Source organism: Planktothrix sp., from assembly GCF_046067725.1.
In the GTDB taxonomy this organism is placed as follows: Bacteria; Cyanobacteriota; Cyanobacteriia; order Cyanobacteriales; family Microcoleaceae; genus Planktothrix.
In genome coordinates this window covers 1-5,697 of the sequence record NZ_JBJUDF010000314.1, presented here as the reverse complement: position 1 = coordinate 5,697, position 5,697 = coordinate 1, and the positions used below count along the sequence as shown (strand labels likewise).

The following is a 5,697-nucleotide window of genomic DNA, read 5'->3' as shown; positions in this document are numbered from 1 at the left end:
AACCGGGTTTCTCAAACTATCTCTCGGTTGGGTAACAAAGGTTATGGCAGAAACCCGGTTTCTCGGAGTCTGGGTCACGCCACCCGCCAAATATTAATCGTCCCATCACCACTACCACTCACAACAGTCAGCCCATCCGGGCTGATGGCGACGGAATATACCGAGTCAGAATACCCAGTCAGGGTGCAAGCAAGTGAGGCATTTTCTAGCTTGCGTTTGCTTTCCGCTTCTTTGCGCTGCACCTCCTCCCAAATCATTTTTTGGTGTTGATTTTCCCCAATAGCAGCCAAACACCCATTCAGCTTTTCCACATATTTTTTATCCCACACAGTCAAAGCTGATGTAGTAGTCTCTAATAACTCCAACAAACTCGGTTTTTGTTCTTCAATAGCAGAAACCCGATTTCTCAACATCAGCCAAACTTTTATCGAATATTCAATCTGTTTTCTTGCCCAAGATAGATCGGGTAAATGACTCAAACTCAGAGCTAAATCTAAATATAAATCAGGAATCAGATGTAGGCGATCGCCTACAGCTAACTGATAAAGACTTTGATAACTAGAAACAATCTCACCCACCAACATTTGCTTCAAATTTTCACTCGGCACTTTTTCCAATAATCTTGGCAACAGTTCTGGCAATTTGGGACGCACATCAGCATGGAAGAAATGATAGCGATCCGCCAGCAAACCGACTAAAATACAATGGCAAATTCCTAAAAACTGTGCCAGTTCTTGAATATACTTTTCTTCCTTAACATTATATTTGTAATCCCGATCTCCTGTGAAGCCAAACTCCCAATCTTCCTCCTCCTCTTCTAAAATTAATAAATTCAGTTCATCATCCCCGCCCCGTCGCTGAATCTCCTCTAAACTTCTGCCTTTATCTAACAAAATCATCCGGTACTCTCGCCATTTTTCAGCATATTGACGAGCAATGGGATATAACACTTCTTTCCAAGGAATCGTTAGAACTTTTTCATAATGGGGGACGGTTTGTAACATATCCCAACCCGCTAAATAAATTCGCAGTAAATCCCCATCAATTTTAGATTCTAAAACGAGAGTTGGAATGGATTTGAGAACATGATGCAGAACATCCACTGCACTTTTGCCATGAGAAGATTTACTTTCCCAATCTGCCCCTTGATATCTGATCGGTCTGTCCTGACTGGTGAGGGGATAATGTTTGCAAAATTCTTGCACTTCATCGGTTAAGTGGGATTCAATCCGACTAAAACCTTGGGCAGCATTGGGGAATTTTTCAAACTCTAATGCTGGGGGTGATATAATCACTAATACAGGAATATTTCGATAATTATCTTGATAGCTTTTATAAGCTTTTAAAATCACACTAGCGGGAGTTTTTAGGGGAAAAGTGTCTCGAATTTCTTTATCATCAGCAAGTTCTATTGCATTTAACAATTGAACACGAGATAATATCAGTTGACTTTCCCGACGGTATTCTTCTAATCGTTGTTCATGTTGTAAGCGTCTCGCTAACTGTTCTGCTTCAAAATTTTGTCGTTTTTGCAATCGCGTATTTTCGCAAAACTGCCGATAGTCCTCAAGTTCTCGATTAAATTTTTGTCGCACTCCTTCTAAAACGGCTTGAAATTCTTGGCGACTTTCTTCTAAATAAAATTGACTGTTATTGCGATCAATTTCAGTTAGTCTATTCATGATCGCAACTACTGTTTGCGGGACAAAAAATCCTTGAATTGCTGTTATCATTCCCTGGGCAAAATGCCAAATCATTTTAATTCCTCCTGGGTTTTCAGAAACCGGGTTTCTTCCAGAAACCCGGTTTCTTAGGTTTTTAGTTAACTTTTGGTACAGGTATTAAAAACTAATGTAGCCGCCGCCCCCTTGCAAGATGCTCTAGGTAGAATTAGTATTCGTTCTGCTTATTGGTCTTGTAAAGACTGGACAGTATTAGCTTGGTGGATACATGATGAGATTAAAGGTTATTTGGATGTGTTTAGAACAATTTTTAATATTTTATAAACCTGGATCGAGAGCAAAGTTCATCTTGAGATCATATCAAATAGCGATCGCTCCCGATTTTTTTTACAGATTAGGTTAATTTAGAGTGGGTGCGTGTGCTATCCTTAATTACCCTAAAAAATTCACCCGGTATTCTTTAGGGGTTAAATCACAGTTTAAGGTGATTCTTTTGCTTTAATTTGATTAGAAATTTCCTTCCCTTTCAAAATAGCTGAAACTAAAAACGCATAGGATATGGCTCCCACCGTTGCTAAAATCACTAAACTATTTCCGGTGGAATTCCACAGTGCGTGTAAGATGGAAGAGGTGAGATAACCGACCCCTAAAATTTTCCAACGATGGTGAGGATAGATAACACTTAAACCAATAAAATAACCGAAGTAACCACTATAGGCCATGTGTCCAGCAATGGAACCTAGAATCCGGGGAATTAATAATTGTAATCCGGCTAAATAACCCGCACCTAAACCTAATAATCCTTTCCCCAAAAGTTCAGTAACATTTTCCACTGTTCCGGGTACATATTGACCTAAAGTTTCAAATAAAGTAAACCCAACACCGGATGCGGTTCCTAATAAAATCCCATCCAAAGGTTCCCAAACCCCAACCTGTTGTCGTTTAGGAGAACGTAATCGATATCCTAACCAAAGACAACCAAATACAGGTAATGCTTTCAGTAATTCTTCCATTAATCCTGCACCAAAAAACATTTTGATAAATAGATTAATAAAGCCGATGGAGTCTGATTCAGGAATTTGACCCGGAAGAATTCCACGAAAAACTAAAATAAATAGGTTAAGAATGGGAGTAGATAAAATGATGAAAGTTGTTAAGCCTGAAGCAAATAATACCCACCAAGGTTTAGGTTTCCCACATAATCGATACACAAAATAAAATGCCGCACCGGAGATATAAAGTGCAACTAGCCATTCATATAAATTAGGAAGTCCAACGGACATAAACATTAACACTACAAAAACCACCGTAATAATCCCCGGAATTAAATAAGCTTCTTGGACTAAATACGGTTTCATGGAAGTAAGAGGAATCAGTTCGCCTTTATTAGGAGAAAGACGATTAGGTTGAGAAACTAAATTTTCACGAGGAATTGGGTTCGTCATTGGTTATCTGGGATGTACATTGATAGAATATCCAAAAGAATACAACAAAAAAAACTCTTTAGCTATAGTTTTGAAATATTTTTTAAATCATAAGATACTTTTAACAATCCTGAAGGATAGGTTTCAACTTATTTTAAAACTAAAGGAATTTCTAAATCTCAGTCTGAAATCATCAATGGAATTCCACTTCCTAAAATGAGCGGATGAATAGAAAGAATCAGTTCATCAATCCAACCTTTTTTGAGAAAATAATGGATGAATTTACGTCCTCCTACAATCCAAATATCCTGACCCGGAGATTGACGGAGGGATTCAACAAAATTTTGACAATCTCCACCAACAAACTCTACCCTGATTAAGTGTTTATGATATTCAAGAGATTTTATCATCTTTCTTAAGATAGGTGAATTTTTTACTAAATTTATTCCTTTAGTTAGTTAGCAAATATCTATGTATTCTGTCATCTTATATATAGATAACTATCGCTGACTCAAAGTCCCCCACCTTCGGATGGGGGATTTCAATTTTCAGCTTGAATTTTACTGGATATTCAATTCAATCTTTATGCTGATACTCTTCCTTTAAAGCTAAATCAAAATGATGACATAGGAGCTTAATCGTTTCCATTTCTGAATCAGTTTCATAAGGTTTCAGGAATCTCTAATTTTAGTCTGATAGCACGTCTCTACTTGCATTTTGCTCTTAAACGTGCTAATAAAACTTCCATAAACTAGAGTTTTCATGCAAGAACCATGCAAACGCAAAACTTCAAGCAAAAATTTACACAAACTGTACAATCGTTAGTCACTTTAAATGTACCTGCGTTGTATGGGAGTCTGCTGTTGAGAACTTCTGGTATTATCGCTTGTGCCCTCACAACAGCCTATCCGGTCATCGGACAAGCGGCTGTGATGGGAGATTGGAAAATTGACGCTAAAACTGGAATTGTTGAGGTTGAACTTCCCGCCGGAAGTCAACCCCAAGTATCAGCTTATAATCTTCCCCCTCGTTTAGTCCTTGACCTCCCGAATACAGAAGTTAAAGTTCAGATTACAGAAAATTATGAAACCGGGGTTGTCCGTCAGGTCAGTTTAATTCAAAGGACACCTAAACAAGCTCAATTAGTGGTAGAATTTGCCACAGGAATTGCGATTGATCCAGAAAATTTAGATTTACGACAAATTGGCATTGATAACCTGTGGGTATTGCGTCCGGTACTGCAAACTTTACCGCCTGAAGAACCCACGACCCCCACGAATATTGCGACGACTCAACCGCAGACGACCCCAACTCCGAAACTTGTTGTGACTTCTACTACGCCTCAAACAACAGCAACCGTTCAACCTCCAGCACCTTCTAAACCTGCTCAAATTGTTGTCCGTCAATACGACCCCCGACAAACGGCTTTACCCAACCCTCAACCGATTCGAGATTCCAGCTTACAAATTGTCCGAGTTCCGGTCAATCAACCCACTCAAGTACAAGTGCTTCCGACGGTGACACCTCCTCCCCAACCCCCTCAAACGGTGGTGTTTGTTCCCCAAACCCCGGGTTATCGTCCTCCGGTTGTGGGTTCTGAATCGGTGGTGGCTGTTGTACCGAACCTGGAATTAACTCAAACTGCATCCCTCCCCCAAGCTGTCCCTTTTGGTCAACCGTTACCGCCTTTGGGACAACCGGGAACCCAATCCTATGTTAATCCTCGTCCATCGGCGATTGTGCTACCCAGGGGAACGTCCTTAACGTTACTGTATCCTACTGAAGATCAGGTGCGGCTGACTCCTCGTTCAGAACGTCAGGATGTGTTGTTATTACAAGGGGGAATTGTTGATAGTTTAGGGAATTATATTGTGCCACCGGATACCCCCGTTGTGGGAGAATTTGAAAGCACAACAAAAGGCAGTCGATTTATTGCTCAAGCGATTAATTTAGAGGGTCGGAGTATTCCGATTCAAGGTCAATCTAACTGGATTCCAGGGTCTTTAGAAGTTAGTCCTCAACGAGTGGGAATTGGAACGGGTGCGGGAAGTTTAGCGGGATTTCTTGTTAGTGGATTTACTGGAATTGGGGCGTTAGTGGGTGCAGTTGCAGGGGCTGGAATTGGCATTGGAACCTCTCCTTCCCCCACAACCTTGCAACCCGGTCAATTAATTTTAATTCAGTTAACGCAAGATTTAACAACTCCTAATTTCTTTTTAGTGAATCAATAATTAAGTTGACGGTTGAGGGTTAACAAATTAACAATGCTCAACCGTCAATACGACTTAAAATCGTTCGGTTTCAGGTCGAGTTGGTGCGGGAACAGTTCCCGGTTGATTAATAAACAAATTCGCTGCACTATCATTTTGATAAATACAGTTAATCGTAGGATTACTTTCTAAATCTCCGGTAAATCCAAAGGTATTCATCCGTTGTTTACAATCTCGCTCTTGCTGATTATTCAGGAGATTACGCTGTTTTAAAATTGCCCAGTTACTCGTGCGCAGAACACATCCCGGTTGCAGTTTCGGTTGTGTTACATAAACATTGAAGGGGTTGAGGGTGACAAAGACACGCAGATCTGTTACCAT

The 5,697-nt window shown here is 40.1% G+C and carries 6 protein-coding genes; 2 read left to right on the top strand and 4 right to left on the bottom strand.

Going from position 1 to position 5,697, the window contains the following annotated elements:
- Positions 1-74 precede the first annotated feature (74 nt).
- On the bottom strand, positions 75-1,757 hold the full coding sequence (locus tag ACKPEB_RS19590; RefSeq protein ID WP_408966667.1) for a WD40 repeat domain-containing protein: 1,683 nt from the start codon (positions 1,755-1,757) through the stop codon (positions 75-77).
- A 72-nt stretch (positions 1,758-1,829) separates the two neighbouring features.
- On the opposite strand from ACKPEB_RS19590, the gene ACKPEB_RS19585 reads away from it, so the two are divergent.
- Positions 1,830-2,006 (top strand): hypothetical protein, encoded by a 177-nt coding sequence (locus ACKPEB_RS19585; protein WP_408966666.1) that lies wholly within the window; start codon positions 1,830-1,832, stop codon positions 2,004-2,006.
- Positions 2,007-2,161: 155 nt separating this feature from the next.
- Here ACKPEB_RS19585 and ACKPEB_RS19580 read toward each other — a convergent pair whose 3' ends face one another.
- Both ACKPEB_RS19580 and ACKPEB_RS19575 read right to left on the bottom strand, forming a co-directional pair.
- Entirely contained in the window at positions 2,162-3,127 is a 966-nt protein-coding gene (locus ACKPEB_RS19580; RefSeq protein WP_408966665.1) for a PrsW family intramembrane metalloprotease, read from the bottom strand.
- A gap of 158 nt (positions 3,128-3,285) precedes the next feature.
- Positions 3,286-3,516, bottom strand: a complete 231-nt coding sequence (locus ACKPEB_RS19575; RefSeq protein ID WP_408966664.1) for a dihydrofolate reductase family protein — start codon at positions 3,514-3,516, stop codon at positions 3,286-3,288.
- A gap of 363 nt (positions 3,517-3,879) precedes the next feature.
- Between ACKPEB_RS19575 and ACKPEB_RS19570 the strand changes: the two genes are divergently transcribed.
- Positions 3,880-5,337 (top strand): AMIN domain-containing protein, encoded by a 1,458-nt coding sequence (locus ACKPEB_RS19570; protein ID WP_408966663.1) that lies wholly within the window; start codon positions 3,880-3,882, stop codon positions 5,335-5,337.
- A 54-nt stretch (positions 5,338-5,391) separates the two neighbouring features.
- Here the strand turns inward: ACKPEB_RS19570 and ACKPEB_RS19565 are convergent.
- On the bottom strand, positions 5,392-5,697 hold a 306-nt coding region (locus ACKPEB_RS19565), incomplete at its 5' end, for a DUF3172 domain-containing protein (RefSeq protein WP_408966662.1).